The organism is Nodularia harveyana UHCC-0300, assembly GCF_034931085.1.
Classification (GTDB): Bacteria; Cyanobacteriota; Cyanobacteriia; order Cyanobacteriales; family Nostocaceae; genus Nodularia; species Nodularia harveyana.
Genome location: NZ_JAYGHG010000005.1, coordinates 48,948 through 71,854 on the forward strand (window position 1 = coordinate 48,948; position 22,907 = coordinate 71,854).

Genomic DNA, 22,907 nt, shown 5'->3' on the forward strand with positions numbered 1-22,907 from the left:
TTCCATTAGGATACCTTCGCCGCTAACTCCAATGGCTGGAAATAAGGAACTCGTTCCACCGCAGTTTCCCACATTCCATTGGGGTATAGTTTCAACAACCGAAAACCAGGGTATTTAGAATCAATCATCAAAGTTGGGGTTTTCGCGCGAAATTGCAACCCAGTGGAAGGCGAACCCAGATAATGGACTTGGTGACGCTGGCGTTGAAATTCCTGGTGGATATGACCAAATAAAACTAGCTTAACTTGGGGATGGCGATCGAGAACAGCAAAAAACTCTTCGGGATTTTTTAAAGTGCTGCTATCTAACCAAGCAGAATTTACAGAAAACGGCGGATGATGTAAAGCCACTAAAGTCGGAGCATCACCCAATAATTTTAACTCAGAGTCCAGCCAATCCAGGGTTTTACCTGTCAGATAACCATGTACACAACCGGGTAAAGCCGAATCTAATAAAATAAAATTCCAACCACCACGGTTAAAAGACTTGCGCCGAGAAACCATACCCATATTTAAGATATCCGACATGGCGATCGCACAGTCATGATTTCCCGGCAACCAATAAGTAGGTATTTGTAAAGGATTTAGTAAAGTTTGCAGATTATCATAGGATTGAGGATTACCATCACCAGCTAAATCCCCCGTCAGCAGCAGCAAATCAAGTTCATTCCTGAGATCCTTTAATCTATCTACCACAGCCTCTAAAGATTGTATAGTCGGCATTCCCTGCATTTTGTGACTTTCCGAAGCAAACAGATGTGTATCTGTAATCTGAGCAACTAATATGGGAGAGACTTTATTCATGTTCACGGATGGCGATATGTGCAGATTCATCTTTGATACTCTTTTAGGACTAGCTGACCCCAGCTAACGTTGATTTGTATGTGATCATAAAGCTAAAAACCATAAATAAATATCCAATTTCTTAAAAACCGACAATTTCCATCCATCTTAAGAGTGAAATTCTATTTTTTTTTGTATTTTACGTCACCCATCTTCGCCAAAAATTCATCAACTTCTCACAATAGCCCCCTCAGTCTTCATGTAATGTTGCCATTTATGGGAATTTGAAAATGCGATCGACCACCAAATTTCCCAGAGAAGTAGGGTGCAAATTTCAATAAGATATGTTATAGTGAGTAATCGTGAGACAAAGCACGGCGACATAGCCAAGTGGTAAGGCAGAGGTCTGCAAAACCTCCATTCGGCGGTTCAAATCCGCCTGTCGCCTTTAAGGTTCCAGTAATTTTAGTTCCCTAGATTCTCTATAAATCAACAATCTAAGACTCAAAAAAATAGCCCAAGCTGTTACTTGCTGTATGGATATTTTTTGCTCAGTCCATTTAATTTGACTACTTAAATAATCAAGATTCCCGACTGTCTTCAGTTGGTAGCTGTATCTATTCCATCCACACTGTTATCTGCTGTATGTGTATTGTTGGTAATCAGCAGGGGTTGTGTGTTGATCAGAAGACAGGATGACCGCAACCTAACCGCCTATGTACATAGGTGTAATATTACTACTTAGCTTTAAGATAGTTGGTAAGATATGAAGTCTCTTAATAACCGCCTAGCACTGGTTTTAGCTTACGTATCCTCTGATTTAGTCTAGTTCGGTTTTCAGCCTTGGCAGGATAATATACTTAGGGCATATTATATTTATGCGGTCAACGGGTGGAACCAATAAAAAAACTTCAAAGGATATTCTATGGCTGTATTTGAAAAAGCTTTTATACCAGCCGTCAACGAAGAGGATTTATCCCATTTAACATTTCTGGGAATTAATAGAAAAGTTGAAATGACTCAAGACAAACATTTGCATACAACAAACTTTGTTTTTGAAGTAATGGGAGAAGTCAAAGGAACTTCTGAAAAAGTTTTAATATCGGTCGGTACAATATATACATATAATAACTTTGTAGGTAAAATATTAAAAGCTATGGGTTTTGTAGAACCTGACAAACAATGTTTTATAAATGAGGACGGGTTTTATCAGTTTGAAGATGACAATATTGAGACTAGGATTGATACGTTTTTAATATTAAATCAAGGAAATGTATTTTTAGCTAAAATATATAATGAAACTCAGGAGATGCTTAAGCATTCTTGGCAGATAGATATTTCAACATTGAAACCTTTTTAAAGCAATAGCGGTCTCAGGTGTATTATTACGCCATAGGTTCAAGATAGTTGATAAAATCTGAAGTATCTTAATAACCGTCTAGCACTCGTTTTAGCTCACGTATCCTCTGATTTACTCTAGTTCGGTTTTCAGCCTTGGCACGAAAATTTACTTAGGGCTTATCATACAAGTGGGGCAAATGAAACCAATAACACCCCAAAATTAGAAATGATGAGACAAATATTTACACCTAAATCGGGGTTTTCACCTGGTAAACATTTAACTGATTTAAATAAACTAACCTTCTTAAGGTATCAACTAGTTCCAGTCCGAGAGATCAGCCTAATATTTGAGGTACAGGGAGAAAATAAAAACACTAAAACATTTCTGGAAATCATTGTTGATAATATCTATAAGAAGGATAACGACCGAGCTACAATATTAAAAAATATGGGTTTTACAGAACCTGAAATGACATATTTTATTGAAGAAGATATGCTTCAGTTAGATAATACAGGTATTTGGCAGAAAATCATGAAGTTTCTAGAAACTCAACAGGGTGTTCCATTTTTAGCAAAACTTGTTTATCAAAATGTTGATGAAAATAATGATGGGTCTTGGTGGCTACAAGTAGAAACTTTGAGACCTTTAGATCCAAATAGATAAAGTTAAAAAACTAGCTTTTAAACCCGCAGATTCCTCTATCGTTCTGCGGGTTTTCTGTTACTTGTAGGCTGTCTCAGGTGTAATATTACGCCATAGCTTCAAAATAGTTGATAAAATCTGAAATCTCTTAATAACCGCCTATCACTGGTTTTAGCTTACGTATCCTCTGATTTGCTTTAGTTCGGTTTTCAACATTGGTGTGAGAATCTACATAGGCTATACTATGTATATGGGTTGCATTTGCTTCCCATATATGATAACCAATTAGTATAATAAAATGACTACATTAAACGATCATCTTGCACTTCCAAAACCTCCCGAACGCTTGATGCGACTGACTTTCTTAAGTTGTGATATTATCTCCTTAACCTACATTAAGTTCTTATTTAAGGTAATTGATCTAGTTGATGAAAAAAAGGAAGCAGTGGTACTCGTAGATTTTGTATATGAACCTAATAATCAACTAGGTAAAACTTTAACCGCAATGGGTTTTAAACCTCTACAGTTAGACGGTGTTGAAGAGGAAACATTAAGCGATCCGTTAATCGATCAGTTTATTCAAGACCACAAGGGACGTGAGTATGTAGCAAACTTATATTGGGGGACAGAGGGTATGAGTAAGCAAGAATGGTTGGTTAATATAGAAACCATAAAGGAGTTCAACCCTGAAGTTAATCAGTAAACTGTATTCCAATATGTATAACTTTTTAAACTAAATAACCATATTTACCACCCCCTGAGAGAGTTACAGCTTTCCCAGGGGATTATTTTTCAAAACCCTTATTTTCCAACACCTTCACCCAGTCAGGCGAAAGATTCATATCAAGTAAAATTTTCATGCGGAAGCAAGGGGTACTTCAATTTCTTCTACCCGCCATGCAGCATAGGCTAGGGCTTCATAAATATCTTCAGATTCTAAGTATGGGTAGGCTTTGAGAATATCTTCTGGCGTATGTCCTGCTGCCATTAAGCCAACAACAGTACCTACAGTAACACGCCTACCTCGAATGCAGGGTTTGCCACCCATAATTTCTGGGTTGAATGTGATTCGGGTTAGTGGTTTCATAGCGTGATGACTTGAATTTTGCTCAAAAGCAATTATTTCCAATTCCATCATATCCCTGCGGATAGTATCAAAGTTAAAACTCAGTGCGTTAAGCAGTTCAGCCGCAACCAGCGAGATGATAATATTTTGGGGTGCAAAAAAGCTTTGTACTCATCGGGTGCGATCGCCTGATTTTAATTTCAGGGATAATATCTTGTGTGTACACCGCAGCTTCTCAAGGAGAGGATTGAAGTCCTGACTACAGGCGTGTATTTTTGTGTATTAAAATTAAGTGGTTCTACTCCAATTATTGATTCAATATCATAATTAGCAATAAATATTTCTTTTCCTTTATATCTGCCATTTTGATAACCATGTTCAAGTTTGCGCCCATTTTTTTGATCATCAGTCCTACTAATAGTATAATTCCATTCTTTATCCTGTTTTGATACACACCAATTGTACATTTCTCTAATTTCATGGCTATTATCATAAGTAATCAAAAACTGAAACCTATGTTGATGTTTTTTCAACAATTGGCAAAGTCTTTCATGATCTTCTTTTGTAAATGAACAAGTATAAAATTTATTTTGATCTGCATTAAAGTATGGAGGATCTATAAATAAAAAGTAACCATTCGGCAGTTGATTGATTAAAATTTCAAAATCCAAGTTCCATATTTCTGTATTTTGCAACCTTTCCGATGTAGTTCTGAGATGAAATGGCCAGTTTTCCGGCCGCATAGAATACTTCTCACCATATCCCCAATAACAATTTTGATGTTTCATGATCCCAGAATAAGAAGTTCTATTTAAATAAAACCATCGCATTGCTCGTTCTAAATCATTAGAAGGCTTAAATTCGTTTTTATAGTAGGAATGCAACTCCTTTGTAGCAGGAATATTATCTAACAATAATATAAGCTCATTTACATGATCCCGAATCTGAATATAACAATTCACTAATTCCTCATCTTTATCATTTAAAATATTATCTCTTACATTGTTCTTTGCAAAAAATATAGATGAACCCCCAGCAAAAGGTTCGCAATATTTATTATGTTCAGGGATACATTGTAGAATAAGTTTACGAGCATAAAATTTACCCCCTGGATAACGAAAAGGGGAATTTGTTATTCTTTTATTTTGCTTTGACATTTTTTACTATAAAACTATTATTGCTGGACTTTAATTTGATATTATTTTACACAAGAATACGAAATAGTATATTTATTCTGTTACTGAGTTTTTATCTACCCTTGTTGTAACAACACTGCCACATTCCCTGTAATTCTCTCCTCTAATTCCCTAGCTTCTCCATTCAAGCCAATGCCTCATAAGATACTTTGTATTTGTTACAACTCAGTGCAATACGAACTTTAGCCGCAAGCCGCTAGATGTGTAGGTTCGCTTCAATTCAGGGAGAATATTTTGTGTGCATTGTGTTCCTTCTCAAACAGACGAATGAAGTTCTGACTACAGGCGTGAAATTTTATGTTGCTCTGTAACCTCACGTTAATCTATTCTTGTCACAATATGAAGAAAGATTAAGATAAGTGGCGTGTAGGAAAATATGACAATGTTCAGTCAGATTAATTGGGTATTGGTAAATACCTGTGTGCAGTTTGCCGGTTGGGGAATCTTTTCGCTGTTGCTAGCTGAAGTGCTGAGAGACGTTTATCATGTCTTGTGTCATGAAGTCAAATGGCTCGCCAAATGGCACAATAAACACCATCAGGTATACCGACGGGATTTATCCATCGTCTCCGTCCAAGCTTACCAAGATTCCCAGCTTTATCATGATGTTTTTGAGTCAGCTTTATTAGTCGGGGCTTTAAGCATCATCACCCTAGTTGTTCACCAAATGGGCTTATGGCTGGGAGTTTTCTATAGCTGTACCTTCTTATATGGTGCTTCTGTGCGATATTTCACTGGTAAAATTGAAACAGACTACAATCACTTACCCGGCCCTTTACAAATCACTCCCTCGGTTTGGTGGGTAAATCGCACTTACCATTGGCGACATCATTTTGATGACGTGAATGCTTATTACAGTGGTGTCTTTCCTCTTGTGGATAAAATACTCGGTACAAGTCTATCTCTCAAAGGTAAAACCGTAGCTCTAACTGGAGCATCCGGTTCTCTGGGTCAAGCATTAACGGCGGAACTGCTCAAGCATAAAGCGAAAGTGGTGGCTTTAACCACTAACCCGGAAAAGTTAGCACCGCAGACTAATTTAAAAGTGCTTTCCTGGGAGTTAGGTAATGAAGCGCAACTCCAAGAAAGTTTAGAAAAAGTCGATATTTTGATTATCAATCACGGTGTCAATGTCTATGCTAACCGCACACCAGAGGCGATCGCATCTTCCTATCAGGTGAATACTTTCTCTGTCTTGCGGTTAATGGATATATTTTTAACAACTGTCACCGGACCACAAGCTAAAGCGACTAAGGAAATCTGGGTAAACACTTCTGAGGCTGAGGTTTCCCCGGCTTTAAGTCCCCTCTATGAATTAAGTAAACGCACATTAGGAAATCTTGTCACTCTCAAGCGGTTGGATGGTAATTGTGTGATTCGCAAATTAATTCTAGGGCCGTTTAAAAGTAAACTCAATCCTTATGGGTTGATGTCAGCGACCCAAGTAGCTCGTGGTATCTTGTTTTTTGCACGGCGAGATTTCCGTAATATTATTGTCACTATTAATCCTCTGACTTATCTGCTGTTTCCAATCAAGGAAGCTAGCACATGGCTCTATTACCGGATTTTTAGCAAAACAGCTAATTTTTAAAGAGCTAAAGACTGTTTTCAAACCCAAGATTAGACGAAAATGTAGGTTGGGTTGAGGATACAAAACCCAACTTTAACCAATATTTGGTTTAGGAACCCCCTCCCCGCAAGGAATGAGGGGGCTATGATCTACTTTTTATGATTAGGAAACGCTATATTTACCAGAAAAATCAGAAATGAGAATAATTTGATTTTTTTTTCTTTAAATATCTCCCAATAAATAAGTTTTAGTGAGGTGTAAATGGCTAAAAATGTGTGGGTTAAAATCCCCCATAAAAAGTTAATAATATTAGTATTAGCTGCTACGGTGATTACAGGGGGAATTGCTGTTTATGGGCTTTCTCAGTTTGGTTTAATTGGTGAAACTAACTCATCTGAAGTTCCAGAAACCGCGCCAATTGTACCTAGAGTCAGTGCTTTAGGAAGATTAGAACCTGAAACAGAGGTAATTAGGTTATCTGCACCTTTGCAATTAGATGGCGATCGCATCGCGGAAATTTTAGTTCAAGAAGGTGATACAGTCAAAACTGGGCAAATACTGGCAATTTTAGACTCACGTACTCTTTTACAGAGTAATGTACTGCAAGCACAGCAGCAGGTGAAAGTTGCAGAAGCTAAACTAGCCCAAGTCCAAGCTGGTGCAAAAGCTGGAGAAATTGCAGCCCAGAAAGCCACCATTGAACGGTTACAAGCAGAGTTAGCCGCAGATAGAATTAATCAACAAGAGGCGATCGCCCGCATAGAGGCGCAATCATTAGGTGATAGAATTGCACAAGAAGCGACAATTAACAAATTTCAATCAGAACTAAATAACGCCAAATCAGAATATAACCGTTATCAGCAACTATCATCAGAAGGAGTAATTTCTCAATCCTTATTTGATAGTAAAGGTTTAATTCTGGAAACAGCACAACAGCAACTCAAAGAAGCCGAAGCAGTTTTAAATCGCATTAACTCCACTGCTAGCAGAGAACTAACTCAAGCCCAAGTTGCACTCACTCGAATTATCGACACTGGGAATAAACAAATCACTGAAGCCCAAGCTACCCTCAACAGTATTCAAGAAATTCGCCCAGTAGATATACAAGCTGCAAAAAGTGAAGTTGAGAATGCAATGGCGACACTCAAAGAAATGCAAATTAAATTAGAATCTACCTATATTAAAGCACCAATCGCCGGACAAATTCTCAAAATTCATGCAAAAGTCGGAGAAAAAATTCGGGATGCTGGAATTGCAGAATTAGCAGAAAATCAGCAAATGATCGCAGTGGCGGAAGTATATCAAACTGATATTAGTAAAATTCAAGTAGGACAGTCAGCAGTAGTTACCAGTCAAGCATTTTCTGGGGAATTACGCGGAACAGTTTCTCAAATTGGTTTACAGGTAAATAGACAAAACGTTTTTAGTAATCAACCAGGAGAAAACCTAGATAGCCGGGTAATTGATGTCAAAATTCGCTTGCATCCTGAAGATAGTAAAAAAGTGGCAGGGTTAACTAATTTGCAAGTACAAACAGCAATTAATTTTTAGAAAAATATGATAACACTTACAGATATACCGCCAGATAAATATATTAAAGTCGGTGAAATTAACACCCGCTATTGGACTTTAGGAAACAATGAAAAAACTATTATCTTATTACACTGTGCTGGAGGTTCTGTAGAATTTTGGTTTTATAATATTCAGGTTTTAGCGCAATATTACCGGGTATACGCTATTGATATGGTGGGTTCTGGTCTTTCTGATAAACCATCAGCTACTTATTCTTTAAGTTACCAAGCTGAATTTATCAAAAACTTCATGGATACGCTAAATATTAAAATTGCTACCTTAGTGGGTAATTCTATGGGAGGTGCTGCTGCTATTCAGTTGAGTTTAATGTTTCCCAACCAAGTAGAAAAGTTAATCTTAATTGGTAGTTTTGGGCTAGGGAAAGAAATTAACCTGAGACTGCGTTTAGCAACTTTACCATTAGGTTTACGTTTCTTTCCTCCTAATGGAGAAAAAATTGATTTACTGCTAAAAAGAGAGGTTTATAACTGGAAAATAATTCCCCCAGAGTGGAAGAAAATTCGTTATCCTATTTATTCCCTTCCTCACAGAGAAAAACCACTGATGCAATTAGCACGGACACATTTAAATTTATTTGGTGTGAGGAAGACCGTTTTTTCTGAAATAGTTAAACAACTGGGAAATATTACAGCGCCAACCCTAATTATTTGGGGTAAACAAGATCCTATCCTTCCCGTTTCTCATGCTGAGGTTGCGGCTAAAGGTTTACCTAATAATCAGTTACACATTTTCGATAGCTGTGGTCATTATCCCCATTTGGAATTTCCCGACAAATTTAATTCTCTGGTTTTAAATTTCCTCGCTGAATAATTAATTCTATTTATCCCCTATGATTCCTTTATTATCTCGCAAAACGCCCCTAGCATGGCGACAGTTAATGAAAGAAAAAACTCGGCTATTAATTGCTGTAGCTGGGATTGCATTTGCTGATATGCTAATGTTTATTCAGCTTGGTTTTGAAAGTGCGCTTTTTGATGCAGCTATCCAACCTCATCGCAATTTAGAAGCAGATTTAATTTTAATTAATCCCCAATTTCAAACTCTGTTTTCAGTCAAAAGTTTTTCTAGGGAGAGACTATATCAAACATTGGGTTATGAGGCGGTAAAATCAGTCAATTCTGTTTATATTGGTACTGGACAATGGCGAAATCCTCAAACCCGCTTTGATCGTGCTATTTTAGTTTGGGGTATCGATCCGGTAGAACCTGCATTTAAATTTCCCGAAGTCCAAGAAAATCAGAAATCTTTAAAACAATTACACCAGGTGTTGTTTGATGAAGCGGGTCGTCCAGAATATGGCGCTGTGGGTGATATTTTTCAGGAAACAGGTAAGTTTGAAACGGAATTGAATAATAAAGTCATCCGTGTGAGTGGTGTATTTAGTAATGGTGCTTCTTTTGCGGCTGATGGTAATGTGATTACTAGTGATTCTACTTTTTTGCAGTTGTTTCCTGAACGTCAAAGAGACCGGATTGAGGTAGGATTAATTACATTACATCCGGGTGTAGATGTAGAAAAACTGCGATCGCAATTAACCGCAGACTTACCCAATGATGTCATTGTTTTGACTCCAGAAGGTTTTGCTCAAATAGAAAAAAAATACTGGGCTGAGGGTACTGGGATTGGTTTTATTTTTGGTTTAGGTGTGGTGGTGGGTTTTATTGTCGGGATCGTGATTGTTTACCAGATTCTCTACTCTGATGTTTCTGAACATTTACCAGAATACGCCACCCTGAAAGCAATGGGTTATGGCGATCGCTATTTGTTGGGAGTCTTGTTACAAGAGGCTTTATTTCTAGCCATCTTAGGTTACATCCCCGCATTTTTCCTTTCCTTTGGATTGTATCAGATTACCTACGCTGCCACCATGTTACCCATCACCATGAAGTTAGAACGGGCAATAACTGTATTTATTTTGACAGTGATTATGTGTAGTTTCTCAGGTGCGATCGCCATGCAAAAATTACGCACAGCCGACCCCGCAGATGTTTTTTAATTTTAACTTATAGCAACCGCCAAGGAGGTTAGGACAAAAATAGATCATAAAACCCTTGTAATTCAGGATTTTTAAGCCTGCTCCCCTGCCCTATTTAACAATCCCCACTCCCCATAAAATCCGATGTTAGAAAATTCTGTGACAACACCAGTAATTGCTGTAGAACATCTGAATCATTACTTCGGTGGAGGTAATCTGCGTAAACAAGTTTTATTTGATATTAATTTGCAGATTAAAGCCGGTGAAATTGTGATTATGACTGGTCCCTCCGGTTCGGGAAAAACTACGTTATTAACCCTTATGGGTGGTTTGCGATCCGCTCAAGCAGGTAGCTTAACAATCTTAGGAAAGGAAATTTGTGGAGCCAGCAAAGGACAATTAACTAAACTGCGCCGCCAAATTGGATATATTTTCCAAGCACATAACCTGATGAGTTTTTTGACAGCAAAAGATAATGTCAGGATGTCCATAGAGTTGCATGATGAGTTATTAAAGGAGGATATCAACGCTAAAGCGATCGCCATGCTGGAAACTGTGGGTTTAGGCGATCGCGTAAATTACTATCCAGAGAACCTCTCAGGGGGACAAAAACAAAGAGTTGCGATCGCCCGCGCATTAGTCAGTCACCCCAAAATTGTTTTAGCCGATGAACCCACAGCAGCATTAGACAAAAAATCTGGGCGTGATGTTGTGGAATTAATGCAAAAGTTAGCTAAAGAACAAAGTTGTACAATCTTGCTAGTTACCCACGACAACCGGATTTTAGATATTGCTGATCGGATTATCTATATGGAAGATGGTCAGCTAAAGTTGGGGACTGGGTAAAAACCCTTTTGGGGTTGAAATTTTATTCCTAACTTCCTTAGTGGTTGCATACATCAGCTTCCACTGCGATCGCCCTCACAAACATTAACAACTATTCAGCTAAAATTAGTTTCAGAATATAGAGTTTTAAAAGCGGAATCCTATGACAATTTGGGTAAATGAGCAAATAGATCCTTCAGGGATGATTTATGCCTGTATTGCTTGTTGTAATGAATCACAAGCCAGAGATTGTCATCAATCCTTTCAAGAAAACTTGACCGCTAACCAAAAATCATCCGGTTGGGTAGCAAAATTACGCATAGTCAATTCCTGGGATGAAGTCCCGGTTAATGCTCTGAAACTGAATTAACTAGATCCCAGTTAAGCCTAGCCCCAAAACTTCTCAAACATATAGGTCATACCTTCGAGGTTTTGACCTCTATTTTTTGGAAGCTAGAAGGGAATATTATTTTCACATCCGACTCGTAAAATTAGCTTGAGTTGGAAATAGAGATTAAAAAAATATAAAAATTCGGTTAAAAAATTACAACTTCTGGGAAAAAACTTATAAATAGCTTCACTAATTAGCACAAGTTAATGACTTTTAGGAACTTTTAAGAGTTATCATCATAACAAGACTTAAATGTAAAACTGACACATAGGAAATTAATCTAGTGATTTCCCAAGTTTACACTTCCGAAAAAGCCTGTCCGATTAATTTAGTTGGCAACACAGGACTAGGTGTTGAAATTTCAATTCATTCACCCAGTGACTATATCTGTGCCAACTGCGAACGGATATTACCAGATTGGAAAAATCAAGGTTGTTTTTGGGTCATCATTGTTTTACAGCAATCACGTTATCAACTCGTCAAAAGTACAACCCAAATAGAACAAGAAAAACAACGTCTGCGGGAAAAATTCATGCGGTTTGGTTGTGACCTCGCCTTTCAATTGCGCGATCGCGGTTATGTCACAGACCTGATTGATCCTCGCACTGGCTACCCCTTACTGTCTCATCCCGGAGAAATTCCCCACAATGACACAGCAGTAGTCAAAGCCTTACTTAACTATCCAGTAATGAAAAACAAATGTCGGGTACTGATTCATCCTCTCTGGGGTGCAGCAGTTTATCCCAGTGTTTTAATATCAGTAGCACCGCCAAAAATGATCAAAACTTTCACCAAAGAGATTGCACCCTTACACGGATGGAATTAACAACTACTTTCCCTGAAGCAGTAGACGCTACTAATTCAGGAAATTTAGTATCAGATTTAATAAATAAAATGTAATATTTCAGAATATCTAGGAAACTAGTAATTGACTATTAAAATTAAAGACTTATCAGGAGGCGCGGTCTTGAGCATACCAAATCTCATTGAGCAAGCTACCATCCCCCCAACATCAGATTCTATGACATCTAGCCCTTTTGACGCTGACAGCTTCAATCAAGCCGTAATGTCAACCTATGGCCGGTTTCCCCTAGCTTTAGACCGGGGTGCTGGCTGTCGGGTTTGGGATACCCAAGGACGAGAATATCTGGACTTTGTAGCCGGAATTGCCACTTGTACCCTGGGACACGCCCATCCAGCTATGGTAGAAGCAGTGACACGCCAAATCCAAAAGCTGCATCATGTTTCTAATCTATACTACATTCCCGAACAAGGTGAATTAGCCCAGTGGATAGTGGAAAATTCCTGTGCAGATCGAGTATTTTTCTGCAACTCTGGGGCTGAGGCGAACGAAGCAGCCATTAAACTGGCGCGAAAATATGCCCACACAGTTCTAGATATTGAGAAACCGATTATTTTAACCGCCAATGCTAGTTTTCACGGTCGGACTTTAGCCACAGTTACGGCTACAGCACAACCGAAGTATCAAAAATATTTTGATCCTTTAGTCCCAGGTTTTGAATATGTTCCCTATAACGATATTCATGCTGTAGAAGCAGCCATTAGTGAGTTAGATGAAGGTGATTACCGTGTAGCAGCGATTCTGATTGAACCGTTGCAAGGAGAAGGCGGCGTGCGTCCTGGTGACGTGGCTTATTTCCAACAGCTGCGGAAAGTTTGTGATGAAACTGACGTTTTGTTGATGTTCGACGAAGTGCAAGTTGGGATGGGACGCAGTGGTAAGTTATGGGGTTATGAACATTTGGGTGTAGAACCAGATATCTTTACCAGTGCCAAAGGTTTGGGTGGCGGTGTCCCCATTGGGGCGATGATGAGTAAGAAGTTCTGCGACGTTTTCCAGCCCGGAGAACACGCCAGTACTTTTGGTGGTAATCCCTTTGTTTGTGGTGTGGCGCTGGCTGTTTGTCAGACTTTGGAAAAAGAAAATATTTTGCAGAATGTGGAAGCACGGGGTATACAGCTACGAAATGGCTTAAAGGCGATCGCCGCTAAATATCCCAATTACATTTCTGAAGTTCGCGGTTGGGGTTTAATCAATGGGATGGAGTTACAAACAGATGTTCCCTTCACCGCAGTCGATGTTGTGAAGGCTGCTATCGACCAGGGTTTATTGCTAGTACCAGCAGGTCCCAAGGTTATCCGATTTGTACCACCGTTAATTGTGACTGAGGCGGAAGTCGATTTAGCCTTGCAAATTGTGGAACGGGCGATCGCTTCTCTCGTAGCTTAAGTTTAATCAGCGAGGATGGGTCTTTACGCCTGTCTCTCGCTGTTTTAGTTTTAGAATTTATCTCACGCAGAGGCGCAGAGGCGCAGAGAAGAGGAGGGGGAGAGAAATATAACTGTTAATTTTCTACAGGATGCTGTCCATAATATGGTAAAGCCTCACACCAATCAGGATGTTTACCTTGTTGCCAATCTAAATAAGCCAATTCCAAAATACTGCTGACCGTTGCCGCTAAACCAGATGTGGCTGTAATTAGTTGGTATTCACTCTGCCAATTTGCTAAAGTTTCTTGCCATGCTTCTGGTGTAAATACTGTATCTGGTAATAAGGCTGTAATCTGTAAGTGATCAGCAGATATTTGGTAAATAGCCCCGAAAACTTTTCCCCGTTGTGCGGGCATTTCTACAGCTATCACGGCTGGGTTTGATTGATTTTGACCTTTTTCCGCCCAAGCCACTGCTGCTAAGGTAGAAATGGCAAATATAGGGAGATTTAACTGTTGTCCCAAGGTGCGGGCAATGACTAGACCAATGCGCGTCCCTGTAAAACCACCAGGACCCCTAGCTACGGCAATAAATTCTATATCTGCCCAGGTGTGGGGTTGAATAAATTCTTTTAAATATTTATGTACGTAACTAGATAAATCACGCCCCAAATCCCAAGTATCAGCGCGAGTTTCACCAGCAAAATTACTGATAGCCAACCCCAGTTCGGGTGTTGTGGTGTGTAGGGCGATGGCGTATTTTTGGGCTGCAAGCTGTTGTAGTTTGGGGGTCAAGGTTAATTAAACTGTTAATAATTTGTGGGTGTTTTATTTATTCAATCATATAATCGTTGCTTTATTTAGCTGGATGGATTATCAAACCGCCAAGTCGCCAAGTACGCCAAGGGGAGATTTTCAAAGTGGTATGTACGACTACTACAGGGGGTAGTAGCCGCAATGTGCAACAATCGGTGATCACGTAGGTACTAATTCACCGGGACGCAATTTCGACCATTTACCCATTTCTTGTTGAAAGCTGAGACAACCGACAACGTCCCATTCCATTTCAATCACATCTTCGCTTGTGCGGATGTTGACGTTAATTGAGGGTTCATTGGGGTCAAAGGTGGGATTTTCGGTTAAATGGGGCTGTTGGTGTTGTGCTTCTACGGCGTGGTAGGTTTCACAACTGTCTACGTAGTGGCAGTTCACGCAAATACACATAATCGAACTGACTCCAAAAACCTGTATTTATTGCTAATGTAACTTAAGCCCAAGTTTTATTCACTATTTATTGGGTTGATTTTGATGACAATCTCCGAAACAAATCTGACTCTACTCCTCGAAAATTGCCCTTTTAACTGGGAATTGTTACCACAACCAGCCTATCTTGTCGGTGGCGCTGTGCGGGATGCGCTTTTGGGTAGAAGTCGTGAATACTTGGATCTAGATTTTGTGATCCCATCTGGCGCGGTACAGGTAGCGGAAAACATCGCCCGTGATTATCAGGCTGGTTTTGTGTTACTTGATGCCCAAAGGCAAATCGCCCGTGTAGTTTTTCCCGATGCTACGGTGGATTTTGCCCAACAAGAAGGGGAAAGTATAGAAACTGATTTAGATAGAAGAGATTTTACAATTAATGCGATCGCCTATAATCCCCATACCCAAGAAATTATCGACCCGTTAAATGGAGAGGCTGACCTCAAACAGGGTATCTTGCGAATGATATCAGCAGCTAACCTGAAAGATGACCCTCTGCGATTAATGCGAGCATATCGTCAAGCCGCCCAGCTTAACTTTACCATTGAGTCAAATACTGAGAAAACTATTGGGAATTTGGCATCACAAATCACAGAAGTCGCCGCCGAACGAGTGCGAGTAGAAATCGGTTATTTATTAGCAAATTCTCAAGGTACACATTGGCTAATCAAAGCCTCAGAAAATGGGTTACTTGCGCCTATATTCCCCAATGCTACTGCCCAAAGCTGGGAAAAACTGGCAAAAATTGACACAGTAGCCGCCTTAGTTAGTCAAAATTACCCACAACTGAGTGCAGAATTACAACAGCCCCTGCGCGACACATTAAAAACCACTTGGTTAGGTATCGCTAAACTGGCTTGTTTGGTTAACCCTGAGCCAGAAGTTGCCAAAATAGAACTGCAAGAACGGACTTACAGCCAGGGGGAAATTAAAGCTGTGATTACTGCACTGAAACTATCACCGCAACTTCAATCAGGTAATATGTGCGTGAGGGAACAGTATCTTTTCTTTCAAGCAGCAGGAAACGTATTTGCGGCTACAATCATCCTAGCCTTAGTAGATAATAATTTGGTATCGGCGATGTCTGGCGACCAGTCGCTATGCGTCTATGCACCATTAATCAACCGTTACCTGAACCCTGATGATCTGGTTGCCCATCCCACTAAACTCGTAAGTGGTGACGATGTCATTCTAGCATTAAATATTTTACCTTCGCCAAAATTAGGGGAATTATTAACAGAAATTGCCATTGCTCAAGCTGAGGGTAAAATTTCCAGTCCCCAAGAGGCGATCGCCTGGGCGCAGAGTTTACTATTAGACTAGAGGTATAACATCTTTCAACTATGTAACATACCGCGATTACCCACTGGGTCACAATCTCAAAGCTTGAGGGTAAGGTATTTCTGTAATTTACAGATATCCCGACTACCTGCTAACATATCTACTAAACAATTGAATAGCGTCAGCAACATTGACATCACCATCCCCGTTGGCATCTAAGAAAGAACTCAATACAGAATTTCCGCTAGTTTGGGGATTTTGGGTATTAGCACCAGATTGCAATAAATTTAATACTATCGGCACAATCACAGGTAATAATTGCATAATTGTACCAGCATCTAATCCTGTATGTTGAGAAGCTACCTGTGCAACCTGTTGTTGGATTTGAGGGGAAAATAGGGAACTGACGGCTTGAGGGTTAGAAGAAGTCCCAGCATATTGATTAACTAATCCTTGGGTTGCTTCATTACCTTCTGAGGCTTGCTTCTCTTGTAAAGCAGAACGTACATAATTACCCACTATACCAACAACCGATTGTATTGTTGAAGGATTAGTACCAGTGGCATTACTCAGCTGATTAACAGTGTTAATAATACCACCGAGTTGACCTAAACTAGCTTGTTGATTGGGATTGCTCACAGCACCGATTATTTGATCAAATAGACCCATAATTATCTTTCTCCTAATGTTCTGATTCCTTGACTGTAGAACAGCTGTTGCTATTATGAAACAATTAACACCGCAAAACCAGAAACTTAAGGATGAAAAATCACTCCTCCTCTCTGCGCCTCTGCGTCTCTGCGTGACACCAATCCATATTTAAACCGTCACCCCTTCCAACTCTTCATCACTCAACTCATACAACTGACGCAACTTATCCAACTTATCTGCATCAGCTTGCCAAATACCCCGCCCATGCGCCTCAATCATGCGGCTTAAAATATTGCGAAAAGCTTCAGGATTCGCCTTGCGTAACTTCTCCGCCATCTCTGCATCCAAAGCATAAGTATCAGCCGCTTGGTCATAAACCCAATCATCTTGAAAATCAGCAGTTCCAGCCCAACCAATTAACGCCGTCATCCGTTGGGAAATCTCAAACACACCGCCAGAACCTTGATTAGCCATTGCTTGCGCCCATTTGGGATTGAGTAACTTACTGCGGTACTCCATTCGGAGTAAATCCTCTAAATTGCGGGGTGTGGTGTCCTTCGAGAAACTTTCCACAAAGCTAGTCGTTACCTTCTTACCGCGTTGCTTTTCTGCCGCCTTTTTCAAACCGCCAGTATTAGCGTAATATTCTTGAATATCAGTTAAACCGTACTCTACAGAATCAATTTCTTGAACAATGCGATCGCTAGTTTTTAATAAAGTATTTAAAATCTCCGGTCTAGCTTGACCCTTATCTTTCCTACCATAGCTAAACACATTCCGACCTTGCCAAGTATCACCCAACTCATCCCCAGATTCCCAATTACCATCAACCACCCGGTCATTTACCAAAGAACCGAAATCACCGGCCGGATTAGAAAACAATCGTGCAGAACTATTCTCTACACCTTGCGCCTGTAAAGCCAAAGCGTGCTTTCTGATAAAATTCTGGTCTTCCGGTTCATCAGCATCAGCCGCCCGTTGAAACAAATCATCCAATAATTCAATAATATTTACAAAACTATCTCTAAAAATCCCCGACAAATTACCCAAAATATCAATTCTAGGATGTCCCACCTCAGACAAAGGCTGCAACTCATAACGCACAATGCGCCCAGTCCCCTCCTTCACAGGTTCAGCCCCCACCAACTCCAAAAGAATCCCCAAAGACTCACCCTTAGTCTTAATCGCATCCAAACCCCATAACATCACCGCCACAGTTTCCGGATAACTCCCATGTTCAGCCAAATGCTGGGCGATAACTTTCCGACCAACTTCCCGACCCCGTGCAAAAGCTGCCGGAGAAGGCATTCTATAAGGGTCTAAAGCGTGAATATTCCTCCCCGTAGGAAGCACCCCAGCCCCATCCCGCAACAAATCACCACCGGGCGCAGGTAAAATATACTCACCATTCAAACCCCGCAACAAACTCGCCAACTCATCAGTACACTGCATCAACAAACCAGTAACTAACTCCTCCTCCTCTCTGCGTTCTCTGCGCCTCTGCGGTTCGTTCTCTTCTCCAAAATAAGCATCCAAATACCCAGCCAACTCCTCCTCATTCGGCGCTGACCCCAAAATATGCAAACCCGAAGAAAACAACCGACTCTCCAACACCTGCAAATATTGCGACAACTTCACCAAATAATCATCAAAAGCGCGATCGCTAAACATTTTCACATTTTCAGGACTAAAAGCAATCCCCAAACCTTTAGCATCATCAAAAGGACAATCAGCATCCAAACCAGAATCAACAATCTGCTTGCAAATAACCTCCTTCAACAGATAATTCTTTTGCGGGTCTTCTCGATACTCCGAAATCAAATCCCGCAAAGACAGCAACTGCTTATATAAACCAGCGCGACCATAGGGCGGGACATTGTGAGAAATTAACACCCCATAACCGCGACGCTTCGCCAAAATCGACTCAGAAGGATTATTTGCTGCATATATATATAGATTAGGTAAATCCCCCAATAAAATATCCGACCAAGAATAACCAGTATTACCTAAAGGCGAACCCGGCAACCATTCTACAGTTCCGTGCATCCCAAAGTGAACCACAGCATCAGCCGCAAAATCATTTTGCAACCATTTATAAAAAGCTGCATATTGGGGATGAGGTGTTAAATCTCGTTCAAACATTAACCGCATCGGGTCGCCTTGTATCCCCAAAGGTGGTTGGACACCAATCCAAACATTACCTAACTGGACACCGCCGAGATGTAATTCCTCACCATAGGTTTTAATTCCAGTTCCCGTTAAAGATTTCCATTGTTTGACGATGCGGGAAGTTAGCAGATATCCCAACCATTTTTCTAACTTCCGGAAATGTACACTGGAACCCCCCCTACCTGCGTGAACGAGGGGGGACATGATTTGATTTTTGATGGTGGGTTCTTCATCTGCTGCTTTCACTTGACGAATCAACTCTTCCCCATCTTCAGGAATATCACCAACCTCATATCCTTGGTCTTTGAGGGCGTGGAGGAATTTAATTAGACTCCGGGGAACATTCAATAAAGCCGCAGTCCCTACAGCCCCATATCCTGGGGGAAATCCATATAAAATAATTGCTATTTTGCGTTCTGATGCTGACTTTTGCCGTAAAGTAGTCCAATTTTTGACTCTCCCAATTAAGCGCTGGACTCGTTCGGGAATTAGATAAATCTGTTCACCCACTAAACCGCCGAGGGGAATGGTGTCAATTGCGCCATCGAGTTCTGGTAAAGCATACAATACCACACTTTGCAGTCCGCCTACACCTTGACGTGTCCAGGAGTGAATATCTTGAATTAGCAGGGGTGCAGCCACAATATAAGGTACATTCTTAGCAGCGAGGATGCGTTTTGCTACTTCGACTTGTCGCCCCGCTTCCATTGAACCTGCGGGACCACCCACTAGGGGAAAGCCAATTGTAGAAATAATTGCATCTACTTGGACGGCTTGATCTGAAAGTGAGAGAGTTTCCTTATTCCCTTTTTGGCGTTGCTGGGTTTCGTAGTCGGTGGTCATCCAATCTCGGACTGCGACGTGTCCTTCTACACCGTTGATAAAAATGGGTAGGGGAATTAACCCGGCTTGTTCAAAACTGTGAATCAGTTGGGGAATATATGGTTGTTTGGTAATGACGTGTTTGCGGTAGAGTAGAATCCCGATGATTGGGGAGTGGGGAGTTACTTCGACTCCGCTCAGTAACCGGGGGAGTGGGCTTGCCCTGAGCGCAGTCGTTTGCGTAGCATCCCGCAGGGTAGGGGAGTGGGAAATTTTGCTGATTCTCTGATTTTTATACCACTCTAGATATGCTTTGGGGGATGTAAAAAAGCCTTGATAGTCGGGATGTAGTAAACCCATGTCGGGGGTTTCAATGGGTGGGGGAATATCGCCGACTTTTAATTCTAAGTATTTTTCGGCTAATATCCAGAATAATGCGGCTACGTTTTCGGAACCACCGGCGTTCCAGTATCCATAGATAATTAACCAGTTGCGTAAGTCTTGGACTTTTTGGACGGGGACGAATTTGAGGAGTTTGGGACCGATTTTTAAGAAGCTAATATAACCGGCGAGTTTGTCTTCTTCCCGACCATTGCTGAATTTATCGAGGATGAATTTAACTGGTTTGGGCATTCCTTTGGGTTTGTCGCCAATGGCAAAAATGCCGAGTTTGGTGAAACTCATCAGTTCTAAGGCTGACTCGAAGATGAGACGGATGGGAATTTGGTTAATGCGATCGCGCAACCACAAAACTTGGTCATAATCAAATAGTAAGCTACCGAAAAACACATCAGCACCATCTAGTGCGGCTTCTACTTCGCTACGTTGACTGGTAATATTGCGATAGCCTTGCTCGCCGAAGGCATCGCTAAATACCCGAATATCCAAATCTGGACAGCGTGACTTAGCTAACTCGGCTGCTTTTCTGTACAAGTCAGCGTTAAACGATTCAAATCCAGCAATTAAGACAATGCGTTTCATGGGTCAGCTACTAAAGATCCCGTTACTTATGATCTTAAACATGGATTCGGTGGAATGAACCATTCCTGAAAATGAATACTCAAGAAAAAAAGATTTTGGCAAATTGGCACATTTCCTGATTGCAGGTTTGGTATTGTGAGGCTCATGTATATCTTTGTGCAACAATACGGACTTGCAGAATCCCTCAGTTAGCTGGCTATCTACTGGGGGTCTTTTTTTTAACAACTCATGCTAGTTTAAACAGGACAACTGATAATCATAAATTAGTCATGGAAAACTTTGTTTTTTACAACCCAGTTAAACTTCTGTTTGGTAAAGGTCAAATCGCCAATATTGCTGCCGAAATTCCTACCGATGCTAAGATTTTAATGCTTTATGGCGGCGGTAGCATCAAAAGTAATGGTGTTTATGACCAAGTGAAGTCTGCGTTAGCTGGACGTAATATTACTGAATTTGGCGGAATCGAACCTAATCCTCACCTGGAAACTCTCCTCAAAGCAGTTGAACTGATACGGAAAGAAGGGATTGATTTTTTACTGGCTGTGGGTGGAGGTTCGGTACTTGATGGGACAAAATTTATTGCAGCTGCGGTTCCCTTTGCAGGTGATCCTTGGGATATCCTCGCTAAGGCGGCCCCTGTGACTGCGGCTATGCCCTTTGGTGCAGTTTTAACTTTACCAGCAACCGGTTCAGAAATGAATACCAACTCGGTGGTGACGAAATGGGAAACCCAAGAAAAACTCTTCTTCAGCAGTCCTTTAGTGTTTCCCCGCTTTTCTGTTCTTGACCCCGAAAGCACTTTTTCCCTACCGCCTCGGCAAATTAGCAATGGTATTGTAGATGCATATACCCATGTCATGGAACAATACTTGACCTATGCAGTGAATGCACCTTTGCAAGATCAGATGGCTGAGTCAATTTTGAAAACTTTGATTGCAGAGGGGCCAAAAACCTTAGCTGATCCTCAAGACTACGATGCAAGGGCTAATATTATGTGGTGTGCAACTATGGCATTAAATGGGTTGATTGGGGCTGGAGTACCGCAAGATTGGTCAACCCACATGATTGGACATGAGTTGACAGCACTGCACGGTTTAGATCATGCTCAAACTTTGGCGGTGGTATTACCGAGTAATTTGACGATTAGACGCGATCGCAAATCCCAAAAACTTTTACAATATGCTGAACGAGTCTGGGGTATTATTGAGGGTACAGAAGCAGATCGGATTACGGAGGCGATCGCCAAAACTCGCAACTTCTTCGAGTCCGTTGGTGTCCGCACTCACCTATCTGATTACGGTGTCGGCTTAGATACTATTCCTGTAATTATTGAACGTTTTGAACAGCGCGGGTTTACTGCTTTAGGCGAACACAAAGATGTTAACCCAGAAATTGTTACGAAAATTTTAACTCTCTGTGCCTAAAATCTCATCGATTCAAGATCACACATATAGCAACCGCCAAGGAAGTTAGGACAGAAACAGATCATGAAACCCTGTTCCCTGTTCCCTGTTCCCTATTCCCTGATCAAAGTTTGCGTCTCTGGATAACTGGAGCGCAAAATTTTTCTAGACCATAAATACAGATAAACGCTAATAATTCTGTATGTCACTAGACCAGGAAACCTGATAGTATTCCATCCCTCAAAAAATCATGACTAAATAATATTTTCAGGGGAAACTTTCCGCCAAGAAATAGTTATAAATATTACGAAATAAATATACAAAGATTGCCTTAATGAAGGATTTTTGAATAGCGATGTACAATAAAACTAACTGCCAAGGTTTCACCCTTACTTCTCGCATCACAGGACAGCTTGCACTCAAGTTATGACATTCTGCGATCAACCGATATACATGAGAAGTGAGTCGGTAACAGCATACCTTGAAGACAAAGAAAGATTGCGTAAAACCCGCCAACACAAGAGTTAACAAGCTCCTTAGGGCGTTAGATTTGGGAATCTCTAGAATTACGACAATTTGAGTTTATTTGCGGCTATTAGCCCTTAGCAAAAATCAACAGCCTTTAACTAGGACATTTTGAGCTTTTGTAAATAGGGTCTATATTTATGCCGTGAAAAACTACTTATTGACAATTTACCCAAAAGCGTTGCCAGATTTAAAATCCAAA

General features: G+C 40.6%; 21 protein-coding genes and 1 tRNA gene. 15 read left to right on the forward strand and 7 right to left on the reverse strand.

The genetic code is table 11. The features are described 5' to 3' along the window. Positions 1–5: 5 nt before the first annotated feature. Positions 6–803, reverse strand: coding sequence for a 3',5'-cyclic-AMP phosphodiesterase (gene cpdA / locus VB620_RS04945; RefSeq protein WP_323195032.1), 798 nt, complete (start codon positions 801–803; stop codon positions 6–8). 355 nt (positions 804–1,158) lie between these two features. On the opposite strand from cpdA, the gene VB620_RS04950 reads away from it, so the two are divergent. The 4 genes from VB620_RS04950 (at position 1,159) to VB620_RS04965 (ending at position 3,469) form a co-directional block, all read left to right on the forward strand. Next, a tRNA-Cys gene (locus VB620_RS04950) sits at positions 1,159–1,230 on the forward strand. Between the two features lie 477 nt (positions 1,231–1,707). Then, the gene (locus VB620_RS04955) at positions 1,708–2,142 is read left to right on the forward strand and encodes a hypothetical protein (RefSeq protein WP_323195033.1); all 435 of its coding nucleotides are present in this window, start codon (positions 1,708–1,710) and stop codon (positions 2,140–2,142) included. A gap of 207 nt (positions 2,143–2,349) precedes the next feature. Continuing rightward, positions 2,350–2,787 carry a hypothetical protein gene (locus VB620_RS04960; protein ID WP_323195034.1) on the forward strand — a complete coding sequence of 146 codons (438 nt, stop codon included), beginning with the start codon at positions 2,350–2,352 and terminating at the stop codon, positions 2,785–2,787. A gap of 277 nt (positions 2,788–3,064) precedes the next feature. Further along, on the forward strand, positions 3,065–3,469 hold the full coding sequence (locus tag VB620_RS04965; RefSeq protein ID WP_323195035.1) for a hypothetical protein: 405 nt from the start codon (positions 3,065–3,067) through the stop codon (positions 3,467–3,469). Positions 3,470–3,622: 153 nt separating this feature from the next. On the opposite strand, the gene VB620_RS04970 is transcribed toward VB620_RS04965, so the two are convergent. Then, positions 3,623–3,853, reverse strand: coding sequence for a DUF433 domain-containing protein (locus VB620_RS04970; RefSeq protein WP_323195036.1), 231 nt, complete (start codon positions 3,851–3,853; stop codon positions 3,623–3,625). An 18-nt stretch (positions 3,854–3,871) separates the two neighbouring features. Between VB620_RS04970 and VB620_RS04975 the strand changes: the two genes are divergently transcribed. After that, entirely contained in the window at positions 3,872–4,024 is a 153-nt protein-coding gene (locus VB620_RS04975; protein ID WP_323195037.1) for a hypothetical protein, read from the forward strand. An 8-nt stretch (positions 4,025–4,032) separates the two neighbouring features. On the opposite strand, the gene VB620_RS04980 is transcribed toward VB620_RS04975, so the two are convergent. After that, positions 4,033–4,989, reverse strand: a complete 957-nt coding sequence (locus tag VB620_RS04980) for a DNA adenine methylase (protein WP_323195038.1) — start codon at positions 4,987–4,989, stop codon at positions 4,033–4,035. Between the two features lie 421 nt (positions 4,990–5,410). On the opposite strand from VB620_RS04980, the gene VB620_RS04985 reads away from it, so the two are divergent. From VB620_RS04985 to VB620_RS05020, 8 genes are all read left to right on the forward strand, one after another. Then, entirely contained in the window at positions 5,411–6,619 is a 1,209-nt protein-coding gene (locus VB620_RS04985; RefSeq protein ID WP_323195039.1) for a bifunctional sterol desaturase/short chain dehydrogenase, read from the forward strand. Positions 6,620–6,859: 240 nt separating this feature from the next. Beyond that, complete coding sequence (locus tag VB620_RS04990; RefSeq protein WP_323195040.1) at positions 6,860–8,149, forward strand: ABC exporter membrane fusion protein; 1,290 nt, start codon at positions 6,860–6,862, stop codon at positions 8,147–8,149. Between the two features lie 6 nt (positions 8,150–8,155). Further along, positions 8,156–9,001 carry an alpha/beta fold hydrolase gene (locus tag VB620_RS04995; protein WP_323195041.1) on the forward strand — a complete coding sequence of 282 codons (846 nt, stop codon included), beginning with the start codon at positions 8,156–8,158 and terminating at the stop codon, positions 8,999–9,001. A 19-nt stretch (positions 9,002–9,020) separates the two neighbouring features. Continuing rightward, positions 9,021–10,187 (forward strand): ABC transporter permease DevC, encoded by a 1,167-nt coding sequence (gene devC, locus VB620_RS05000; protein WP_323195042.1) that lies wholly within the window; start codon positions 9,021–9,023, stop codon positions 10,185–10,187. Between the two features lie 123 nt (positions 10,188–10,310). Continuing rightward, positions 10,311–11,012 (forward strand): DevA family ABC transporter ATP-binding protein, encoded by a 702-nt coding sequence (locus tag VB620_RS05005; RefSeq protein ID WP_323195043.1) that lies wholly within the window; start codon positions 10,311–10,313, stop codon positions 11,010–11,012. Positions 11,013–11,154: 142 nt separating this feature from the next. Further along, entirely contained in the window at positions 11,155–11,361 is a 207-nt protein-coding gene (locus VB620_RS05010; RefSeq protein WP_323195044.1) for a glycogen debranching protein, read from the forward strand. A 304-nt stretch (positions 11,362–11,665) separates the two neighbouring features. Continuing rightward, positions 11,666–12,208: a methylmalonic aciduria and homocystinuria type D protein gene (locus VB620_RS05015; RefSeq protein WP_323195045.1), complete on the forward strand. Its 543-nt coding sequence runs from the start codon at positions 11,666–11,668 to the stop codon at positions 12,206–12,208. A 141-nt stretch (positions 12,209–12,349) separates the two neighbouring features. After that, positions 12,350–13,633 (forward strand): aspartate aminotransferase family protein, encoded by a 1,284-nt coding sequence (locus tag VB620_RS05020; protein ID WP_323195176.1) that lies wholly within the window; start codon positions 12,350–12,352, stop codon positions 13,631–13,633. A 115-nt stretch (positions 13,634–13,748) separates the two neighbouring features. Here VB620_RS05020 and tsaB read toward each other — a convergent pair whose 3' ends face one another. Then, the gene (gene tsaB / locus VB620_RS05025; RefSeq protein ID WP_323195046.1) at positions 13,749–14,408 is read right to left on the reverse strand and encodes a tRNA (adenosine(37)-N6)-threonylcarbamoyltransferase complex dimerization subunit type 1 TsaB; all 660 of its coding nucleotides are present in this window, start codon (positions 14,406–14,408) and stop codon (positions 13,749–13,751) included. Positions 14,409–14,588: 180 nt separating this feature from the next. Continuing rightward, positions 14,589–14,837 (reverse strand): Ycf34 family protein, encoded by a 249-nt coding sequence (locus VB620_RS05030; RefSeq protein WP_323195047.1) that lies wholly within the window; start codon positions 14,835–14,837, stop codon positions 14,589–14,591. Between the two features lie 84 nt (positions 14,838–14,921). Here VB620_RS05030 and VB620_RS05035 point away from each other — a divergent pair, with 84 nt between their 5' ends. Beyond that, on the forward strand, positions 14,922–16,196 hold the full coding sequence (locus VB620_RS05035) for a CCA tRNA nucleotidyltransferase (protein WP_323195048.1): 1,275 nt from the start codon (positions 14,922–14,924) through the stop codon (positions 16,194–16,196). 102 nt (positions 16,197–16,298) lie between these two features. Here VB620_RS05035 and VB620_RS05040 read toward each other — a convergent pair whose 3' ends face one another. Beyond that, complete coding sequence (locus VB620_RS05040) at positions 16,299–16,823, reverse strand: DUF937 domain-containing protein (RefSeq protein WP_323195049.1); 525 nt, start codon at positions 16,821–16,823, stop codon at positions 16,299–16,301. Positions 16,824–16,973: 150 nt separating this feature from the next. Next, positions 16,974–20,777, reverse strand: a complete 3,804-nt coding sequence (gene bchH / locus VB620_RS05045) for a magnesium chelatase subunit H (RefSeq protein WP_323195050.1) — start codon at positions 20,775–20,777, stop codon at positions 16,974–16,976. Between the two features lie 269 nt (positions 20,778–21,046). Between bchH and VB620_RS05050 the strand changes: the two genes are divergently transcribed. Next, positions 21,047–22,201 carry an iron-containing alcohol dehydrogenase gene (locus tag VB620_RS05050; protein ID WP_323195051.1) on the forward strand — a complete coding sequence of 385 codons (1,155 nt, stop codon included), beginning with the start codon at positions 21,047–21,049 and terminating at the stop codon, positions 22,199–22,201. Positions 22,202–22,907 lie beyond the last annotated feature (706 nt).